This window comes from Nonomuraea sp. K271 (assembly GCF_009908215.1).
GTDB lineage: Bacteria > Actinomycetota > Actinomycetes > Streptosporangiales > Streptosporangiaceae > Nonomuraea > Nonomuraea longispora.
On sequence record NZ_JAAAHR010000003.1, the window covers coordinates 30,667 to 48,642 of the forward strand.

Genomic DNA, 17,976 nt, shown 5'->3' on the forward strand with positions numbered 1-17,976 from the left:
AGTGCGGATGGCTCTGTGCAACATCGTATGAAGCGCGGATATTTCGCCGGGCCCCACGGGCCCGGCGATGATCACGAGGCGGTGCAGGTGAGGGTGGACGGGGTGCCGTTCCGACCGCTGTGAGCGGCGAGGAAGCCGAATGTGGCGCTGCCGCCCGCCGCCACGGCGCCGTTCCAGCCGAGGTTGGTCACGGAGACGGAGCCGCCGCCGCCGGACAGGGTGCCGTTCCAGAGCTGCGAGATCGTCTGCCCGTCGGGGAACGTCCAGCCGACCTGCCAGCCGCCGATCGGGGACGAGCCCGTGTTCGTGACGGTGACCTCGCCCTGGAAGCCGCCCTGCCACGCGCTCGTCACCTTGTACGCCGCCGTGCAGCCGCCGTTGCCGGGCGTCGGCGTGACGGTGGGCGTGACGGTCGGCGTGACCGTGGGCGTGACGGTCGGCGAGGGCGCGGCCATGGCCAGGTCGTACGCACGCTGCGGCACGAACTGCCCGGCGGCGGCGATGCACCCGTCGGCCTCGCCGGGCGGCTTGACCCACAGATAGGCGGCGATCGCGGCGTCGCCCGTGTCCGTGGTGCTCCAGATGCCCGTGGCGCGGCCGGGCGGGTCGCACCACTCGCTGCCGGAAGGGCCGTTGCCGTTGCGGCTGGTGTCGATGACCGCCTTGAGCCCGGACACGCCGGTCGCCGCGATCACGCTCTTCGCGTACGACACCAGGCCGGGCGTCGAGCGGTAGTTCGAGGTGTTGACCGCGATGCCGTCGGCGCTGCCGGCCACGTCGGCGCCGTTCAGCCTGGAGGCCGCCTCCGAGGCGGACAGCCAGGCGTCGTGCCCGACGTCGAAGTAGACCTCGGCCTGCGACGACGTGGCCCTGAACGTCCTGCCCGCGTACGCCATGGAGGCCTGGACCTCGGCCTGTTCCGAGCCGTTCATGCAGTTGGACATGATGGCCAGCGCGTCGGGCTCCAGCACGATGGTCGCGGGCCGGCCGCCGAGCCCGGCGGCGATCTCGTCGATCCAGCCGCGGTAGGCGGCGTGGTCGGGGGCGCCGCCGGCGCTGGGGCCGCCGCAGTCGCGGTTCGGCATGGCGTACACGACCATGATGGGGATCTTGCCCGCGGCGGCTGCCGCGCCGACGTACGCGTCGACCTGACCGCGCACGGTCGAGGGGTTGTACGTCGCGAACCACCTGCCCTGCGGCACGGCGGCGATGCGGTCCCTGATCACGGAGGTACGGCTGTCGTCGGGGTTGGCGGCCACCCATTTGGCGGCGTTCGTCTGGGGATCGACGTAGAAGGCGGAGTCGGCGGCCCTGGCCGTGGAGGAGGACAGGACGACCGCTCCTGCCGCGACCGTTGCGGCCGCGGCGAGGAGCACCGCCAGCAGGGGTTTCCTGCGAGACATGGGTTTTACTCCGTCCGTCATGTGGGAGCGCTCCCACCGGCACCCCGGATCGTAGGTAGCCGTCACCTCCCGCACCAAGACATCGGATCGATCACCACGGCATAATCCCAGGTCAGAGGCGCTGCGGAAGCTGAAACTTTCAGCCGGCCAGGCACGCCTCGAAGACCGCGGTGAGGCGGTCGACATCGGCCGGCGTGGGGTCCTGCGGGCCGAGGCGGCGGCGGGTGGCTCCGATGCCGAGGAAGACCGCCGTGGCCATGCGGGCCCTGACCTGTGCGTCGGGGCCGTGGAGCTGCTCGGCGATGGGGTTGAGCACGGCGGTGATGAGCCGCTCACGAGCCAGGGACCGCACCTCGGGGTGGGCCGCGGAACGTTCGAGCGCCCGCAGGATCGGGTTGTCGGGCGGCCGTCGCATCCGCTCGGCGGCATATTCGGCCAGCCGGCGCGGCAGGGCGTCGGCACCATCCTCGAACAGCTTGCTGAGCGTCGGCTCCCCCTGCAGAACGGCGGCGAACAGCCCGGCCTTGGAACCGAAGTAGCGGCCCACCAGGGCGACGTTGGCGTCGGCCGCCGCGGCGATCATGCGTACGGTCACCGTCTCGTAGCCCTGCTCGCCGAACAGCGTGCGCGCCGCCTGCAGAATGCGCTCGCGCGTCGCCTCACGGTCGCGCGGCCTGGCTCCCGCCTCCGTAGCCTGGGCGTCCATACCAGCAACTCTAGTCACCGCAGCCTCCACCTGCGGCTGCGCGCCGCCACCCCCTCCTTGCCGCACGGCTAGTAAACAGGCGTATACTCCGTTGGGTCAAGACTGTATTCAGGGGGGATGTGGTGTCTTGGTAGCCCAGGCACATACGACGGCCCCCACGAAACGGCAGTACACTCACCGCGAAATCCTCGAGGTCATGTCCGGGCTGATGCTCGCGATGCTCACGTCGATGATCTCGACTTCCGTGGTGGGCACCGCGCTGCCGACGATCGTGGGGGAACTCGGCGGTCAGGACCAGTATTCGTGGGTCGCGAGCGCGACCATGCTGACCATGACCGTCTCCACGCCGTTGTGGGGCAAGCTGTCCGACCTGTTCGGCCGCAAGCTGCTCTTCCAGACCGCTCTGGGGTTGTTCGTCGCCGCGTCGGTCGTCGCCGGGATGTCCCAGGACATGGGGCAGCTCATCGCGGCGCGGGCCGCGCAGGGGCTCGGTGTCGGCGGCCTGTCGGCGCTGTCGCAGGTGATCCTCGGGGACATCGTCTCGCCCCGCGAACGCGGCCGCTACTCCGGCTACATGGGGGCGGTCTTCGGGATCTCCACGGTCGCGGGCCCGCTGCTCGGCGGGTTCATCGTGGACGCCGACTGGCTGGGCTGGCGCTGGTGCTTCTACGTGGTCGTGCCGTTCGCCGTGGTGTCCTTCCTGGTGATCCAGAAGGTGCTCAAGCTGCCGGTCGCCAAGCGGGACACCTCGATCGACATCTGGGGCGCGACGACCATCACGGCCAGCGCGAGCGCGCTCATGCTGCTCCTGACGCTCGGGGGCAACGAGTTCGAGTGGAACTCGGTGTGGACCTACTTCCTCGCCGCGATCGCCCTGCTCATGCTGGCGCTCGCCGTGTTGTCCGAGCGGACCGCGCGCGACCCGATCCTGCCGCCGCGATTGTTCCGCAACCGTACGTTCGTGCTCACCAGCCTCGCCTCGCTGTTCGTCGGCATGGCGATGTTCGGCGCGATGATCTACCTGCCGCAGTATCTGCAGATCGTGAAGGGCCTCAGCCCGACCGACTCGGGTCTGATGACGCTGCCCATGGTGGCGGCTCTGTTCGTGTCCGGCGTGGTCTCCGGGAAGATCGTCACCACAACCGGCAGATGGAAATTCTTCCCCGTCGCGGGCCTGCTGGTCGTGGCCGCCGGTCTGCTCCTGCTGTCCAGGCTCCACGTCGACTCCAGCCAGTGGCTCATCGGGTTCGACGTGGCGGTCCTGGGCACCGGGCTCGGCATGTCCATGCAGATGCTGATCCTGGCCGCCCAGAACGGCTCAGAGCCGCGGGACATGGCCTCCACCACGGCGGGCGTCTCGTTCTTCCGCTCGCTGGGCGGCGCCGTCGGCGTGGCCGCGTTCGGCGCGATCCTGACCAACCGGCTCAAGGACGAGATGGCCGAGATGTTGCGGGCCGCGAACATCGCGCTGCCCGGCGGCTCCGACGTCAAGCTCGGCAGCCCCGACGCCATCCAGCAGTTGCCCGGACCGATCAAGCACATCGTGCTGGAGTCGTTCACGCGCGGTCTGGAAACCGTGTTCATGGTGGGCGTGCCCATCGCCCTGCTCGGGTTCGTGGCCACGATCTTCCTCAAGGAGCTGCCGCTGCGCGGGTCGGCCATGGTGGCGCCGCCCGATCCCAAGCCGCTCGGCAAGGACGACCTGGTGCTGGCCGGGCTGCTGCTTGAGCTCGTGGCCCAGCGCGTCGAGCGGGCGAACGGCGAGCGCTCCGCGCTGCTCACCGCCGTCGCCAGGATGGCGCCGCCGGACGGCCGCAGCGAACACGAACGGGCCAGGTCGGTCGCCCAGGACGTGCTGCGGCCCACCTCGCGCGCGCTGATCGCGCAGGCCGCGCCACCGCAGAAAGACCTTGTAACGGGAGGACTCTCGCAATGATTCGCAAGTTTGTCGGCGCCGTCACGGCCTCACTGGCCGCTCTGGCCGGGTTGTGGCTGATGGTCGCGCCTTTCGCCCTCGGCACGCAGGCGGAGACCGGCGACTGGACGGACACCACCCGATCCGAGTTCTTCACCGGGCTCGGCGTGGCCGTCGTGGGGGCCGCGGGGACGATCGCGTTCGCACTGGCCATCCACGCGGACCTGGTGGCGCGCGGCCTGGTCGAGGCGAAGCGGCGCGAACCCGAGCCGTCGCCGGAACCAGTGCCGGCCGCAGCTCCGCAGACGTCGTCCGCGGAGCTGGCCACCCTGCTCGCCCCGCTCGTCGAGGCGCTGCGCGAGGACCTCAACAACAACCCGCGCCGGAACGGCAAGGGTTCCCCGGTGGGAGTGGAGGAGAACCGTTGAAGGCCAAGCTGGGCGTATCCGCCCTCGTCCTGTTGTTCCTCGGCGGCCTGTGGCTCGTCGCGGCCCCGTTCGTTGTCGGCTACCAGCCCCGCGGCGCGGCCTACGTGGACGCGACCGTCAACGACCTGTGGATCGGCGGCTCGATCGCCACGCTCTCGTTCGCGTCCCTCGTGATCTACGCTGCGGACGCGCTGCGCGAGCTGTCCCGCCGCGGCAAGCACGCCGACACCTGACGAGGAACACGCCGTGTTCGGCAGTGGCACGGACCCGCACTGGGGACCGTCGGAGGGCCGGCTCCCCGCAGGGCGGTTCGAGATCGGCAAGGACGGCGCCGGCCTGCTCGTCGTCGGATACGACGGGTCGGACCCGAGCCGCAACGCGCTCGCGTACGCGGCCGGGCTCGCCCGCAGGGACGACGCCGCGCTGGTCGTCGTCTTCGTGGAGTCGCTCTACACCCCGCCGCTGTGGTTCTTCGCCGGCTCGCCCGTCATCCCCGACGCGGCGGCCGACCTCACCGAGGACCTCAGGGACGAGCTGAAGGGCGCAGGCATCCCCTGGCGGTTCGTCAGCGTACGCGGTGACGCGGCGCGGGAGCTGGAGACGCTGGCCGGCGCCTACAAGGCCGACGCCATCGTGGTGGGCCGCTCGCGCTCCAGCCTGGGCGGCTCGGTGGCGGCCAAGCTGGCCAAACGTGCTCGCCGCACGGTGCTCGTCGTCCCCTGACCTGCTCCGACGTCGCATATGGTGGCCAGATGAAACGTACTGCCGCCATGGCGTTCGTGGTGCTCGCGTCCGTTTCGTGTGGGGCTCAGGAGCGGGGCGCGTCGCCCACGACCTCCGTTCCCGTCCCTCCCGCGTCCGACCCGGCACACGAGACGCCGAGGCCTGTGGCCGTCACGCCCAAACCCGAGCCGGCGGGCCCGCCGCCCTTCAGCTCCAAGGTCTCCCGGGTCACCCGCAACCGCCTGCCGCACTCGTGGCAGCCCGGCTGCCCGGTCTCCTACCGGGACCTGCGGCTGGTCACGCTGTCGTACTGGGGGTTCGACGGCAAGCCGCACACCGGGGAAGTGGTGGTGCGCAAGACGGTCACCGACGACATCGTGACGGTCTTCGAGAAGTTGTACGACTGGCGCTGGCCCATCCGGCAGATGAAGCTGGTCGACGCGTACAAGGCGGACGACTACGACTCGATCGACGCCGACAACACCTCGGCCTTCAACTGCCGCCGGGCCACCGGATCGAGCAATTGGTCGAACCACGCCTACGGGGAAGCAATAGACATCAATCCCCGCGAGAATCCGTACGTCACCGCAAGCGGCGACACAGCACACCAGAATGCGAAGAAGTTCACTAAGCGCCCAACTAAGGGTAAAGGTGTGATAAATCCGGGCGACAAGGTCGTCAAGGCGTTCGCCCGGGTCGGCTGGGAGTGGGGCGGCTACTGGTCGGGCACCAAGGACTACCAGCATTTCTCCAAGGGCGGAGGCTGAGCATCACGCCATGACGGTCAGAGACGGCGACGGCTGGACCGAATGCGGCCTGGGGCACCGCCACTGGGGCATCCACGGCGCGTCGGGGCTTCTCGTCGTACACCATGACGACCTCGGCGTCCCGCACGTGCTCATGCAGAAACGCGCCGTGTGGAGCCACCACGGCGGCACGTGGGGCCTGCCGGGCGGAGCCCGCGACAGCCACGAGGACGCCGTCGCCAGTGCGCTGCGCGAGGCCCACGAGGAGGCCGCGCTCGCCGGCGACGCGCTGCGCGTACAAGGCGTCTACCTCGACGACCACGGCGGGTGGGCGTTCGAGACGGTGATCGCCGAGTCGGCCGAACTCCTGGCCGCCGCACCCGCCAACGCCGAGAGCGACGAACTGCGCTGGCTGCCGCTGCCCGAGGTCACCGGCAGGAACCTGCACCCCGGCTTCGCCGCGACGTGGGGCGAGGTGCAGGCGGCGATCACACCCGAGACCATCGTCCTCGACGTGGCCAACATCGTCGGCGCGCGGGCCGAGCACGGCTGGTGGCGCGACCGGCTCGGCGCGGCCACCCGCCTGCTCCAGGACGTCTCCCGGCGCCAGCTCGAACACCCGGTGCTCGCCCAGTGGTTCCCCAGGGTGGTGGCGGTCGTCGAGGGAGCGGCGAGGAACGCGCCGGACGTGCCGGGCATCCAGGTGGTGGCGGCGACCGGCAGCGGCGACGACGCGATCGTCGACGTCGTACGCAGGGCCAGGCCGTGGGAGCGTGTGGTCGTCGTCACCGCGGACCGGGGGCTGAAGGAGCGCGTCGGCGCGCTGGGAGCCGAGACCATGGGCCCGAAGTGGCTCCTGGCACAACTCGGCGTCTGATTTCCGCCGAGGGACTGGGGCGTGTCAGTGGTCGGCGGGCACGACGCTGTCGAAGGCGAACTTCAGCCGCGTCACTTCGAGCACCCGCTGCAGCACCCCGTGCACCCCGACGAGCCCTAACGACCCGGCGTGCTCGGCCACCCTGCGCCGGTGCTCCACCAGCACCCACAGCCCGCTGGAGTCGCAGAACTCGAGTCTGGACGCGTCGATGACGACCTGAACGAAGCCCTCGGCGTAGAGCTTGACCAGCCACTCCTTGAGCAGCGGCGCCGTGAGCTTGTCGAGGTCGCCGTCGAGCCGCACCAGCACGCGCCCGTGCGCGCGCTGCACCTCGACGTCGAGATCCGCCACCTCCTGAACGTACACCGCTGCCACCACAGCCGCTATCGTGGTTTCCGCACGGGAGGGTTCGCATAGTGGACGAGTGCAGCCGCCTTGAAAGCGGCCAGGTCAGCGATGGCCTCGTGGGTTCGAATCCCACACCCTCCGCCACGCTTCAGGGCGCTTGAAGCGCCGTGAGGGTCGTCCGGCCGGCGGGGGCGAGCCGTGTTCTTACAGGTCCCCGCGCTGCCACCGCTCGTTCTCGGCCTCCGGCGCGTGCTCGTCCAGCGGCGGCACCGACACGTCGGTGGCCCACCGCACCAGCAGGCGCACGAACTCCTCGTCCTCATCGTCGGCCCGGCCATGGACGTGGAACCAGGTGATCAGCGCGGCCGCGCCCGGCGCCCACGCGTCGCACGCCGGGCACAGCACCACCCCTGAGCGGCCCTCCACCCGCCCGCCTACCCTGTTGGTCCACCCGTACGGGACCCGCGCCCACAGCAGCGCCTCACCGCGGCAGCGGGGGCACACAGGCGGCTCCGCAGACGTCACCACGTCCACCCGCCGGTTCACAGCGTGATTGCTTCCGGCCCCAGCAGCGCCTTCACATCGGCGGCGAAGCTGGGCTCCGCGTTGACGGGGAAGTCCGGCACCGCCAGCACCGTGGTCCTCCCGGCCGGGCGCTTCAGGTTGATGTGCAGCGGGACCTTGCCCTCGTGCAGCTTCAGCACGTGCCGGAGTTCTTCCAGCAACTGGGGGGTGACGCGTTCCTCCCTGAGCAGAATAGTGATCGGGGCGCCTTCACTGTTGACGCCGGACACGTCGATCGGACTGAGATCCGTCGCGAAGATGCTGATGGCGCCGTCCCGGTTGTTGATCTGGCCACGTACGGCCACCACGATGTCCTCACGCAGCGAGTCGGCGTACAGCACGTAGCTCTTGGGGAAGAACAGGCACTCGACGGCGGCGTCCATGTCCTCGACCGTGGCGATCGCCCAGAGGTTGCCGGCCTTGTTGACTCTCTTGTCCATCTTGGTGACGAGGCCGCACACGGCGACGTCGCCGCGGTCGTCGCGGCCGGACTCCAGCAGGTCCGCGATCGTGGTGTCGCGGTTTCTGGCCAGGATCCGTTCGGTGCCGGCCAGGGGATGGTCGGAGACGTACAGACCGAGCATCTCCCGCTCGAAGTCGAGCTTCGTCTTCTTGTCCCACTCCATGTCGGGGACCGTGACGGTGAACGCCTCGTCGGCGCCCGCGTCGGCCAGGCCGCCGAACAGTGAGTCCTGGCCGTGCGCCTCCTGTTTCTTGATGCCGCTGACCTGGTCGACGGCCTGCTCGTGGACCATGAGGAGGCCCTTGCGCGGGTGGTCGAGCGAGTCGAACGCCCCCGCCTTGATCAACGACTCGATGACCCGCTTGTTGCAGGCGGTCAGCGGGATCTTGCCGAGGAAGTCGTTGAAGTCCTGGTAGAGGCCCTTCTCCTTACGGGCCTTCACGATCGCGTCGACGACGTTCTCACCGACGTTGCGGACCGCGCCCATGCCGAACCGCACCTGGGTGTCGCCGACCGCGACGAAGTCGAGCTGGCTGTCGTTGACGTCCGGGGGCAGGACCTGGATGCCCATTTTGCGGCACTCGGCGAGGTAGACGGCCGCCTTGTCCTTGTCGTCCCCCACGGAGGTCAGCAGGGCGGCCATGTACTCGGCGGGGTAGTTGGCCTTCAGGTACGCGGTCCAGTAGGCGACCAGGCCGTATCCGGCGGTGTGGGACTTGTTGAAGGCGTAGCCGGAGAACGGCAGCATGACGTCCCACAGGGCCTGGATGGCGTCGTCGCTGTAGCCGTTGCCGCGCATGCCCTTCTGGAAGTTGGCGAACTCGGCGTCCAGGATCTCTTTCTTCTTCTTGCCCATGGCGCGGCGCAGCAGGTCGGCGCCGCCCAGGGTGTAGCCGGCCAGCTCGCGCGCGACGGCCATGATCTGCTCCTGGTAGACGAGCAGGTGGAACGTCGGGCCGAGGATCGGGTCCAGGGCCTGCTTCAGCTCCGGGTGGATGGGCTCGATGTCCTGCCGGGCGTTCTTCCTGTGCGCGTAGTTGGTGTGCGCGTTGGCCGCCATCGGGCCAGGGCGGTAGAGGGCGAGCACGGCGGCGATGTCCTCGAACCGGGTCGGCTCCATCAGTTTCAGGAGCTGGCGCATCGGGCCGCCGTCGAGCTGGAACACGCCCAGGGTGTCACCGCGCGCCATGAGCTGGTAGGTCTTCGCGTCGTCGAGCGGGATGGTCAAGGTGTCGAGCGTGATGCCACGGTTCTGCTCTATGATCTTGATCGCGTGGTCGATGATGCCCAGGTTGCGCAGACCCAGGAAGTCCATCTTGACCAGGCCCATGTCCTCGCACGAGGGATAGTCGAACCCGGTGATGATCACGCCGTCCTTGTCCCGCCGGTGCAAGGGGATCAGGTCCATCAGCGGCGCCGAGGACAGGATGACCGCGGCCGCGTGCACACCGGTGCCGCGGATCAGGCCCTCGATGCCGCGGCCGGTGTCGATCACCTTCTTCACGTCCGGGTCGCTCTCGTACAGCGCCCGGATCTCCCCGCCCTCGTTGTAGCGCGGGTGATCCTCGTTGAACATGTCCGACAGAGGGACGCCCTTGCCCATGACGTCCGGCGGCATCGCCTTGGTGATCTTGTCGCCGACGGCGAACGGATAGCCGAGAATGCGGGACGCGTCCTTGACGGCGGCCTTGGCCTTGATCGTGCCGAACGTGTTGACCTGCGCGGTCATCGCGCTGCCGTACTTGTCGGTGACGTAGTTGACCATCCGGTCCCGGTGACGGTCGTCGAAGTCGAGGTCGACGTCCGGCGGGTTGATCCGCTCCGGATTCAGGAACCGCTCGAACAGCAGGCCGTGCTCCAGCGGATCGAGCTCCGTGATCCGGGTGGCGTAGGCGACGATCGATCCGGTGGCGCTGCCACGACCGGGACCCACCGGGATGCCGTTGTCCCGGGCGAAGCGGCAGATGTCAGCCACCACGAGGAAGTAGGACGAGAAGCCCATCGGCCCGATGACCTTCATCTCGGTTTCGTACCGCTCCGTCACCTCGGCGGGCACCGGGGTGCCGTACCGCATCTCCAGGCCGCGCTCCACCTCCTGACGTAGCCACGACTCCTGTGTCTCGCCCTCGGGCACGTCAGGATAGTCAGGCATGCGATCCACATGGGCGAACACGTCGCTGTAGTCGTCGACCATCTCGGCGACGAGCAGCGTGTTGTCGCACGCCTCCGGAAGTTCGGGGAACAGCGCGTACATGTCGTCGGCCGGCTTGAGGTAGTAGCCGGAGCCGTTGAACCGGAACCGGTTGGGGTCGTCCTTGTTCTTGCCGACTCCGACGCACAGGAGGCTGTCGTGGGCGTCGGCCTGGTCCTCGGTGACGTAGTGGGAGTCGTTGGTGGCCAGCAGCGGGATGTCGAGCTGCCTGGCCAGCCGCAGCAAGTCGGCCCGCACCTCCCGCTCGATGTCGATGCCGTGGTCCATCAACTCCAGGAAGTAGTTCTCCTTACCGAAGATCTCCTGATATTCGCCGGCGACCCTGACGGCCTCGTCGTACTGGCCGAGCCGCAAACGCGTCTGTACGGCGCCGGACGGGCAGCCGGTGGTGGCGATGATCCCGGACGCGTGCTGCGAGACCAGATCCTGGTCCATGCGGGGCTTGCCGTAGTAACCCTCGACCGACGCGAGCGACGACAGCCGGAACAGATTCCGCAGCCCGTCCGCGTCCTTCGCCCACATGGTCATGTGGGTGAACCGGCCGCCGCCGGAGACGTCCTTGCCGCCCTCGCTGTCCGCGACACCGGTCTCGGCACGAGAACCCCAGAAGACCGGTTTCTTGAAGAACCGGGACTCGGGCGCCACGTAGGCTTCGATCCCGATGATCGGCTTGACGGGGCTGTCCTTCGCCACCTTCTGGAACTCGTACGCACCGAACATGTTGCCGTGATCCGACATGGCGATGGCCGGCATATCAAGCCGCGCCGCCTCCTTGAACAGCGGTTTGATCTTGGCCGCTCCGTCCAGCATGCTGTACTCAGTGTGTACGTGCAGATGCACGAACGACTTGCCCACCCGTCCACCGACCTCACTTCAGCCCGACCCGTCGCCTGAGCCTATTCCGTCCCGCGGGACCGATGGGCGTCGCGCTTCCAAGGGGTGGACATTCGCGGAGGGCGTTCCCGCGCCGTCTCACGACCCCGCTATGCCGGCCCCCGCGGCCTCACTCGGGGAGACCCGCGAAGCCGTCGCCCACGCAGGCGGCGAGTTGCAGGTAGGAGTCCCTGGTGGTCTCCTGGAGCCGGTCCAGGTCCATCTCCGCGCCCTCCTCCAGGTGCGGGTCGTACGGCACCCGGATCACCGCGCGGCACCTGGCGGCGAAATGGGCCTCCAGCTTCTTGATGTCGACCGCCGACTTCGAGCGTGGCCTGACGCTGCACAGCACCACGGTCGCGTTCTTCACCAGGTCGCCGTACTGATGCGCCTCCAGCCAGTCGAGCGTCGCCGACGCCGCCCTGGCGCCGTCCACGGACGGCGAGCTGACCAGCACGATCTGGTCGGCGAGCCCGAGCACGCCGCCCATGGCGGAGTGGAGCAGGCCGGTGCCGCAGTCGGTGATGCAGATGGAGTAGAAGTTCTCCAGCACCTGGGAGACGGCCTGGTAGTCGCCGCCACTGAACGCCTCGGAGACCGACGGATCGCGGTCGGAGGCGAGCACCTCAAGCCGGGAGCCCGCCTGCGAGGTGAACGCCCTGATGTCGACGTAGCGCCTGACCTGGTCGCGCTCGTTGAGCAGGTCTCGTACGGTCGCCGACGTCTCCAGGACGAGCTTGTCGGAGAGCGTGCCCCTGTCGGGGTTGGCGTCCACGGCGATGACCCGGTCGCCGCGGATCTGGGCGAGGGTGGCGCCGAGGCCGACCGTGGTCGTGGTCTTGCCCACGCCGCCCTTGAGGCTCAGCACGGCCACACGGTGGTGCCCGGCGGTCACCGGAGTGCGGGCCCTGGTGACGAGCTCGCGGCGGCGGCGCACCTCAGGAGGTTCGCCTGGCTTGATCCAGCCTCCCGACGCCTTGTACACCACCCGGCGCCACCCCTTGGAAGGAGCGTTACGCCGTCCGCGTAGCAGGGACTCCGGGTCGAGGCTATCGGCGGTCGGCCTGCCGGTGACCGGGGGCCTGGGCGGGGCGCTGAAGACGTGCGCCGGAGCGGGACGGCGGCGCGGCGGCGGGATGTCCCGCTCTGCGGGCCGCCACTCGGGCTGGTCGCCCCACGGCGACCCCTCCTGCTCGGCGGCCCGCCGTCCGGCGTCGTGCCGCGGCCCTTCCTGCGCCGCCCGGCCGTGCTGGCCTCCGCCACCCAGCGGGTCGCCGTGCGGAGGCGTGTCGCGCTGGGACCCGTCGTGCGCAAGCCCGCCGCCCAGCGGATCGTCGTGGGCCGAGCGGTTCTGGCGCTGAGAGCGTTCCAGCCGCATGGGGCGGTCCTGGCGCTGGGAACGGTCCTCCTGGACCGGCTCGGTCCACTGGAAGCGCTCCTCGGGCTGCGGACGCTCCTCGGGCTCTGCGCGCTGCTCGGAGGCGGCCCAGTGCGGCCCGGAGTCGGTCCAGCGCGGGCTCTCGTTCCTCGGCAGGGTCTCGTCGGAACCGGCCCATCCCAGGGACTCGTCCCGTGGCTGGCTAACGTCGGATCCGGCCCACTTCGGCGGCTCGTTCCTGGGGAGCGTACTGCTCTCCCAGCCGGGCTTGTCGTCCCAGGAGGGCTTCTCCTCCGTACGGGGGCCCTGCTCGGCGGGCTTCTCCTCCGCGCGCGGCCCCTCCTCGGCCGCGGCCGGCGAACGGACCTCCGGCGCGTCCTCACCGGACGGGTCTTCGGCCGGCCCTTCCTTCAGCCCGGCAGAAGACCCGGCGGACGGCGACGGCGTTGCGGACTGCTCCGGAGGCTGGGAGGCGGACAACTCCGCGGGTGGCGGCCACTCGGGTGGCGTGGGCCACGGATCGTCCGCGGGCTCCGCCGCCTTGTCCTTCGCGGCCGGCTCCGGAGGAGTGAACGACAGGGTAAAGGTCTCGGTGTCGTCGGGGCGCGGCAGCGGCTTCAGCGGGGTGGTGAAGGGGTCGTCGGCGGGCCGCGCCGCCGGCTCGTCCGTCGTGGCCGGCGAGCCCGTTCCGGTCTCGCCGAGCCACTCCGCGGCCTCGCTCTCCCCTTCAGGCACATCCTCAGCCGCGGCGGTGCCGTACACGGAGTCGGCGGCCGCGCGGAACAACGGCGGCGTCGGCGTCTCGTGCTGCTGGGGCACCAGCTTCCACGGGTCCTGGGGGTACGGCGAGGCGACCGGCTCGTCGGCGGAGGCAGTCGAGGCGCTGACAGAGACGGGGGACTCCTCCGTCTCCTTGATCGCGTCGAGCCATGCCAGCTGTTCCTCGAGAGATTCTTCTCGATCGTGTCTTGCCACCGTGTTCCCCCTCGGGTGGGTCTAAAGGGGCAGCAAATACCTTGCAGATTAACGCCACCCGCCAGTACGCAGCCCGCCAACCCACAACTTCTTTGCCCGGCTACCGTGGTTCGCATGCGAGCCATTGAGATCACCGAGCCGGGCGGCCCCGAGGTGCTGGAGTGGCACGAGGTGCCCGATCCCGAAGTCGGGCGCGGAGACGTGCTCATCGACGTGACCGCCTCCGCGGTCAATCGGGCCGATGTCCTGCAGCGTCAGGGCTTCTACGACCCGCCTCCCGGCACGTCGCCCTACCCGGGGCTGGAGGCCTCGGGCGTGGTGGCCGAAGTGGGCGCCGACGTCGAGCAGTTCAAGCCCGGCGACGCCGTGTGCGCGCTGCTCGGCGGCGGTGGTTACGCCGAACGCGTAGCCGTGCCGTGGCAGCAGGTCATGCCGGTGCCCGACCGGGTGTCGCCGCGCGAGGCGGCCGGCCTTCCCGAGGTGGCCTGCACGGTCTGGTCCAACGTGTTCATGATCGGGCGGCTGCGCAAGGGCGAGACCCTCCTGGTGCACGGCGGCGCGAGCGGGATCGGCACGTTCGCGGTGCAGCTGGCCAAGGCGCTCGGCTCCCACGTGGTCGCGACCGTCGGCTCGGCGGAGAAGGCCGAGCGGGTCAAGGAGCTCGGCGCCGACGAGGTGATCAACTACCGCGAGGAGAACTTCGCCGACAAGGTACGCGCGGACGTCATCCTCGACATCATGGGCGCGAAATACCTGGCGGGCAACGTCAAGGCGCTGCGCACCGGCGGGCGGCTGGTGATCATCGGGCTGCAGGGCGGTCGCAAGGCGGAGCTCGACCTGGGCGCCATGCTCGCCAAGCGCGCCTCGGTGCACGCGACAGGGCTGCGCTCGCGTCCCGTCGAGGAGAAGGGCGTGATCGTACGCAGCGTCGTCGACAACGTCTGGCCGCTGGTCGGCGCCGGTGCGGTGCGTCCCGTGGTCCACGCGGAGGTGCCCATGGCCGACGCCGCGCAGGCGCATCGATTGTTGGATTCGGGGGAGCACGTCGGCAAGATCCTGCTAGTACGGTGAGAGTTATGAACGCTGAGGACAACAACACCCCCCACATCGTGGTGGTGGGCCCCGACTTCCAAGGTCAGGGCGATAGCGGCGGCGAGGAAGACCGGTCGGTCACCAACCTGGTCGAGCAGCCCGCGAAGGTGATGCGGATCGGCAGCATGATCAGGCAGCTGCTCGAAGAGGTCCGTGCGGCTCCTCTCGACGAGGCCAGCCGCAAGCGGCTGAAGGAGATCCACGAGTCCTCCATCAAGGAGCTCGAGGACGGCTTGGCGCCGGAGCTGGTCGACGAGCTGGAGCGCCTGTCGCTCCCGTTCACCGACGAGACGGGCACGCCGCCGAGCGAGGCCGAGTTGCGCATCGCGCACGCCCAGCTGGTCGGCTGGCTCGAAGGGTTGTTCCACGGCATCCAGACCACGCTGTTCGCGCAGCAGATGGCCGCCCGTGCCCAGCTTGAGCAGATGCGCAGGGCGCTGCCCGGGGTGCCGCACGGGGATGAGCCGCAGCAGCGGCCGCCCGGTGGTTCCGGCCCTTATCTGTAGAGCTTCTCGATCACCTGCGCGACGCCGTCGTCGTCGTTGGTTCCGGTCACATGGTCGACCGCTGCCAGCACGTCCGGATGCGCGTTCGCGACGGCGTACGACGTGCCTGCCCAGCTCAGCATGGGCAGGTCGTTTGGCATGTCACCGAACGCCACGGCCTGTGCGGGTTTGATCTCGTGACGTCCGGCGAGGACCGCAAGGGCGCTGGCCTTCGTGACGCCCTGGGCGCTCATCTCGATCAGTCCCCTCCGGCTGGAGTGGGTGGCGGTCACCAGATGCCCCACCAGTTCGTGCACGGTCGCCTGGAGCTCGTCCGCGCCCATGCCGGGGTGCAGGGCCAGCAGTTTGGCGCACGGACGTGCGGTGAGAGAGTCGGCGTGTACGGTCCCCTTGGCCTTGTCAAGGGCGCCGAGGAGGAAATCCGACTCGTGCGCAAAACCGGCTTCGTACTCGACCGAAAATGCGAGATCGGACACGTTCGCTCTTAGCTGAGCCACGACTTCCTCGAGTACGTCGACGGTGATCAGGTGAGATTCCACTATCCGTTCGGTATGGAGATCGTAGATCAGAGCTCCGTTCGCACAGATGGCGATCCCGTGGTGACGCACAGCACCCGCCACCCCGCCCATCCACCGCGGCGGCCGCCCCGTCACGAACACCAGCGCCGCCCCGGATTCCTCGACTTTGGCGAAGGCCGCGGCCGTGCGGGGAGACACGGTTCCGTCGGTGCGCAACGCGGTTCCGTCGAGGTCGGTGGCCACTAGACGCGGTGCGGGAAGACTCTGCATAACACGTTCCAGTTTGCCTGGTGATGCCGCCTGACAGAAATCTTCCTAGGGACGGGAACACCAACGCGCCAGAATGGTGTTAGATGTGATGGCGTTGTATTAGCTGATCCCGTAGTGAAAACCAGCATGACTTTGTCTGAGCCACCCCGGGTGCTTGCTGTACGACACACCGGGATCCACGAGGTGTGGGTCCCATAGATTCACATCCTGAGGGAGAGCTTTTATGGCTCAGGGAACCGTCAAGTGGTTCAACGCCGAGAAGGGCTTCGGCTTCATCGCCCCGGACGGCGGTGCGCCGGACGTGTTCGTGCACTTCTCCGAGATCGTCGGCAACGGCTACCGCAGCCTTGAAGACGGCCAGCGGGTCGAGTTCGAGATCACGCAGGGCCAGAAGGGGCCGCAGGCCTCGCAGGTCCGAGCCATCTGACCTGTAGCAGCGAGACAGACCGGGGTCCGCATTCCAGCGGGCTCCGGTCTTCGCATGTGTCGGCTTGGTCACGGCTGTGACTCGACTCACCCCTCCGTTGAACCGCCGCACTCCCTGATACATCGACCTCTATATGAGGTATGCGTGGTCATGTCACCCCGTGACCGTCGCCGGGGTCTTCGTGCTGCTCGTCAACGACCATCTGCTCAAGCAGGCCTGGCCCGGGTTCGTCACGGGCAAACTCAGCGACGTCGCCGGGCTCGTGGTGGCGCCCGCCCTGCTGGCGCTGCTCTTCTGGCGCCGGGCCGACCTGGCGGCCACCGTGCTCACCGGAGCGCTGTTCGCGCTCGTGAAAGCGACGGAGACGGGCGCTGGGGCCGCCTCCCAGGTCTGGACCCTCGTGGCGGGCCCGTCGCGCGTCCTCGCCGATCCTACGGACCTGCTGGCCCTCCCGGCGCTCGCGCTGGCCTGGTGGGTACGCGGCCGCAGCCTCCACACCCCCTCCCCGAAGTGGCGTGTCATCGCGGCGATGCCGCTGACCGTGCTGGCGGTGGCCGCGACGTCGGCCGTCCAGCTGCCCGCGGCCGAGTCCGTCGAGGTGGACGGCGACCGGATCGTCGTCCACGTCGCGGACGGCCTGGACCAGATCTCCCGCGACGGCGGGGCCACCTGGTCGGCGACCGGCGGCCACGAGTCGGCGGCCGAGCCAAGGAGCCTGCAGAGCGCCGCGTGCGTGCCCATGCAGGCCACCCGGTGCTACCGGGTGGTTCCCGAGAGGATCGCCGTCGAGCAGTCCGACGACGGCGGCCGGACGTGGCAGCCGTCGTGGGAGATGTCCGACGACGACCGCGAACGGCTGCGCAGGACCTACTCCGGCAGCCACGAACACCTCTCGATGGCCCTGGCCGCGCAGACCCGGCCGGGCGGGCACGTCGTGGTCGTCGCCAACGGCCTGGACGGCATCGTCGTCCGCGACGTCCAGGGGACGTGGCGGCGGGTGGGCTGGCCCGGCCCGGCCGCGGAGCAGGCCGCCACCGTGGACGTGAGCCTGGAGCGCAATGTGGCGCTCTTCCTGGCCGCCTGCCTGTTGTTCGGCGGCGTCGGGGCGGGGCTGCGCGAGTTCCACCGGGTGTACACCGGCTTCGCCGTCCTCGCCTGCCTGGGCCCCTTCACCATGGTGGCCGAGACCTCCCTTGTGGAACAGGACGGGTCCGGCCTGGTCGTGCTCGGCTGGGTCATGGGCACGCTCGGCACCTTGGTCTGCGGCGTGCTGGCCTTCGCCGGCCGGGCGCGTCCCGTGACGGCGGTGGTCGGCGTCGTCGGCGCGCCCCTCGTCTACGCGGCCGTCTACCTGCCCTTCCGCGGCTGGGCCCGCGGCGCGCCCGGCACGTACGAGGTCGCCGTCGCGATCGCCGCCGTGCTCACCGCTGTCGTCCTGGTGGCGGTAGCCGCCCTCATCAGGCGGGACGCGAGCCGGCCAGGCCCGTGACCCGGCGAGCCTGCTCCCGTAGGCGACTCCACCCATCTGCTACTCTGTGACACAGATTGATTA

The 17,976-nt window shown here is 69.5% G+C and carries 17 protein-coding genes and 1 tRNA gene; 11 read left to right on the forward strand and 7 right to left on the reverse strand.

Going from position 1 to position 17,976, the window contains the following annotated elements:
* Positions 1-71: 71 nt before the first annotated feature.
* Complete coding sequence (locus GUY59_RS01520) at positions 72-1,403, reverse strand: glycoside hydrolase family 6 protein (RefSeq protein WP_138200647.1); 1,332 nt, start codon at positions 1,401-1,403, stop codon at positions 72-74.
* A gap of 139 nt (positions 1,404-1,542) precedes the next feature.
* A complete protein-coding gene (locus GUY59_RS01525; protein ID WP_132328388.1) occupies positions 1,543-2,109 on the reverse strand; it encodes a TetR/AcrR family transcriptional regulator in 567 nt (188 codons plus the stop codon).
* 127 nt (positions 2,110-2,236) lie between these two features.
* Here GUY59_RS01525 and GUY59_RS01530 point away from each other — a divergent pair, with 127 nt between their 5' ends.
* Genes GUY59_RS01530 through GUY59_RS01555 form a run of 6 tightly spaced genes read left to right on the forward strand, consistent with a single transcriptional unit; the run spans position 2,237 to position 6,798 of the window.
* Entirely contained in the window at positions 2,237-4,045 is a 1,809-nt protein-coding gene (locus tag GUY59_RS01530; RefSeq protein ID WP_269128656.1) for an MDR family MFS transporter, read from the forward strand.
* The gene (locus tag GUY59_RS01535; protein WP_138200649.1) at positions 4,042-4,452 is read left to right on the forward strand and encodes a hypothetical protein; all 411 of its coding nucleotides are present in this window, start codon (positions 4,042-4,044) and stop codon (positions 4,450-4,452) included. Before GUY59_RS01530 ends, GUY59_RS01535 begins: the two co-directional genes overlap by 4 nt.
* On the forward strand, positions 4,449-4,685 hold the full coding sequence (locus GUY59_RS01540; RefSeq protein ID WP_138200650.1) for an SPW repeat protein: 237 nt from the start codon (positions 4,449-4,451) through the stop codon (positions 4,683-4,685). Before GUY59_RS01535 ends, GUY59_RS01540 begins: the two co-directional genes overlap by 4 nt.
* 13 nt (positions 4,686-4,698) lie before the next feature.
* Positions 4,699-5,175, forward strand: coding sequence for a universal stress protein (locus GUY59_RS01545; protein WP_161714336.1), 477 nt, complete (start codon positions 4,699-4,701; stop codon positions 5,173-5,175).
* A gap of 29 nt (positions 5,176-5,204) precedes the next feature.
* Positions 5,205-5,942, forward strand: coding sequence for a M15 family metallopeptidase (locus GUY59_RS01550; RefSeq protein WP_236666734.1), 738 nt, complete (start codon positions 5,205-5,207; stop codon positions 5,940-5,942).
* Between the two features lie 10 nt (positions 5,943-5,952).
* Positions 5,953-6,798, forward strand: a complete 846-nt coding sequence (locus GUY59_RS01555) for an NUDIX hydrolase (protein WP_138200652.1) — start codon at positions 5,953-5,955, stop codon at positions 6,796-6,798.
* Positions 6,799-6,822: 24 nt separating this feature from the next.
* On the opposite strand, the gene GUY59_RS01560 is transcribed toward GUY59_RS01555, so the two are convergent.
* Positions 6,823-7,176: an STAS domain-containing protein gene (locus GUY59_RS01560; protein WP_161714337.1), complete on the reverse strand. Its 354-nt coding sequence runs from the start codon at positions 7,174-7,176 to the stop codon at positions 6,823-6,825.
* 24 nt (positions 7,177-7,200) lie between these two features.
* Between GUY59_RS01560 and GUY59_RS01565 the strand changes: the two genes are divergently transcribed.
* Positions 7,201-7,290: transfer RNA gene (locus GUY59_RS01565), tRNA-Ser, on the forward strand.
* Positions 7,291-7,350: 60 nt separating this feature from the next.
* On the opposite strand, the gene GUY59_RS01570 is transcribed toward GUY59_RS01565, so the two are convergent.
* The 3 genes from GUY59_RS01570 to GUY59_RS50465 all read right to left on the reverse strand — a co-directional run bounded on the left by GUY59_RS01570 (position 7,351) and on the right by GUY59_RS50465 (position 13,611).
* A complete protein-coding gene (locus GUY59_RS01570) occupies positions 7,351-7,671 on the reverse strand; it encodes a DUF6300 family protein (RefSeq protein ID WP_138200653.1) in 321 nt (106 codons plus the stop codon).
* 17 nt (positions 7,672-7,688) lie between these two features.
* Positions 7,689-11,240 carry a DNA polymerase III subunit alpha gene (gene dnaE / locus GUY59_RS01575; protein ID WP_138200654.1) on the reverse strand — a complete coding sequence of 1,184 codons (3,552 nt, stop codon included), beginning with the start codon at positions 11,238-11,240 and terminating at the stop codon, positions 7,689-7,691.
* 148 nt (positions 11,241-11,388) lie between these two features.
* The gene (locus GUY59_RS50465; RefSeq protein WP_252374912.1) at positions 11,389-13,611 is read right to left on the reverse strand and encodes a MinD/ParA family ATP-binding protein; all 2,223 of its coding nucleotides are present in this window, start codon (positions 13,609-13,611) and stop codon (positions 11,389-11,391) included.
* Positions 13,612-13,725: 114 nt separating this feature from the next.
* Between GUY59_RS50465 and GUY59_RS01585 the strand changes: the two genes are divergently transcribed.
* Both GUY59_RS01585 and GUY59_RS01590 read left to right on the forward strand, forming a co-directional pair.
* Entirely contained in the window at positions 13,726-14,682 is a 957-nt protein-coding gene (locus GUY59_RS01585; RefSeq protein WP_138200655.1) for an NAD(P)H-quinone oxidoreductase, read from the forward strand.
* A gap of 5 nt (positions 14,683-14,687) precedes the next feature.
* On the forward strand, positions 14,688-15,209 hold the full coding sequence (locus GUY59_RS01590) for a bacterial proteasome activator family protein (protein ID WP_132328411.1): 522 nt from the start codon (positions 14,688-14,690) through the stop codon (positions 15,207-15,209).
* On the opposite strand, the gene GUY59_RS01595 is transcribed toward GUY59_RS01590, so the two are convergent.
* A complete protein-coding gene (locus tag GUY59_RS01595; protein ID WP_330849113.1) occupies positions 15,200-15,970 on the reverse strand; it encodes an HAD family hydrolase in 771 nt (256 codons plus the stop codon). The genes GUY59_RS01590 and GUY59_RS01595 overlap by 10 nt on opposite strands.
* 250 nt (positions 15,971-16,220) lie before the next feature.
* Between GUY59_RS01595 and GUY59_RS01600 the strand changes: the two genes are divergently transcribed.
* Positions 16,221-16,424, forward strand: coding sequence for a cold-shock protein (locus tag GUY59_RS01600; protein ID WP_043619750.1), 204 nt, complete (start codon positions 16,221-16,223; stop codon positions 16,422-16,424).
* Between the two features lie 160 nt (positions 16,425-16,584).
* Positions 16,585-17,913, forward strand: a complete 1,329-nt coding sequence (locus tag GUY59_RS01605) for a hypothetical protein (protein WP_138200657.1) — start codon at positions 16,585-16,587, stop codon at positions 17,911-17,913.
* Positions 17,914-17,976 lie beyond the last annotated feature (63 nt).

What these genes read in the sequence shown, in the direction of transcription:
- GUY59_RS01520 (WP_138200647.1), bottom strand. Translation starts at nt 1,403, where the DNA reads ATGTCTCGCAGGAAACCCCTGCTGGCGGTGCTCCTCGCCGCGGCCGCA.
- GUY59_RS01585 (WP_138200655.1), top strand. Translation starts at nt 13,726, where the DNA reads ATGCGAGCCATTGAGATCACCGAGCCGGGCGGCCCCGAGGTGCTGGAG.
- GUY59_RS01590 (WP_132328411.1), top strand. Translation starts at nt 14,688, where the DNA reads ATGAACGCTGAGGACAACAACACCCCCCACATCGTGGTGGTGGGCCCC.
- GUY59_RS01550 (WP_236666734.1), top strand. Translation starts at nt 5,205, where the DNA reads ATGAAACGTACTGCCGCCATGGCGTTCGTGGTGCTCGCGTCCGTTTCG.
- GUY59_RS01555 (WP_138200652.1), top strand. Translation starts at nt 5,953, where the DNA reads ATGACGGTCAGAGACGGCGACGGCTGGACCGAATGCGGCCTGGGGCAC.
- GUY59_RS01600 (WP_043619750.1), top strand. Translation starts at nt 16,221, where the DNA reads ATGGCTCAGGGAACCGTCAAGTGGTTCAACGCCGAGAAGGGCTTCGGC.
- GUY59_RS01525 (WP_132328388.1), bottom strand. Translation starts at nt 2,109, where the DNA reads ATGGACGCCCAGGCTACGGAGGCGGGAGCCAGGCCGCGCGACCGTGAG.
- GUY59_RS01535 (WP_138200649.1), top strand. Translation starts at nt 4,042, where the DNA reads ATGATTCGCAAGTTTGTCGGCGCCGTCACGGCCTCACTGGCCGCTCTG.